This window comes from Paenibacillus xylanexedens, assembly GCF_007676705.1.
Classification (GTDB): domain Bacteria; phylum Bacillota; class Bacilli; order Paenibacillales; family Paenibacillaceae; genus Paenibacillus; species Paenibacillus xylanexedens_C.
The window spans coordinates 1-305 of record NZ_VEBF01000164.1; the positions used below are offsets into that span (position 1 = coordinate 1).

The 305-nt window shown below is 51.1% G+C and carries 1 pseudogene; it reads right to left on the bottom strand.

Annotated elements, in window-relative coordinates:
- Positions 1-297: pseudogene (locus tag FS628_RS30385) on the bottom strand (hypothetical protein); the annotation flags it as partial.
- Positions 298-305: the final 8 nt, after the last annotated feature.

Consider the following 305-nt stretch of genomic DNA (forward strand, 5'->3'; position numbering starts at 1 on the left):
CACAGCACCTGACTGCACGTAGTCCATCGCTTCCCTCTTTCCCCCCCCAATTCTTTTAATCCCCAGTTCCCCAACCATCCCTTCCTCCTCTCCATCAACTCCCAGCACACCATTTAATTTTCCAATTTCATCCATCCCCTCCACCAGTCTACCCTCATCACCTCTCCCAAAAATCTCTTCCCCTTCTCCACCCCCCTCCGACATAAATGCCTTCAATCCCCCACCACCCAACCCTTTCCCAAACTCACCCCACCTATCCTTCTCCTCCTCAACCCCACTATATTCAATCTTTAACATCTCTCCAC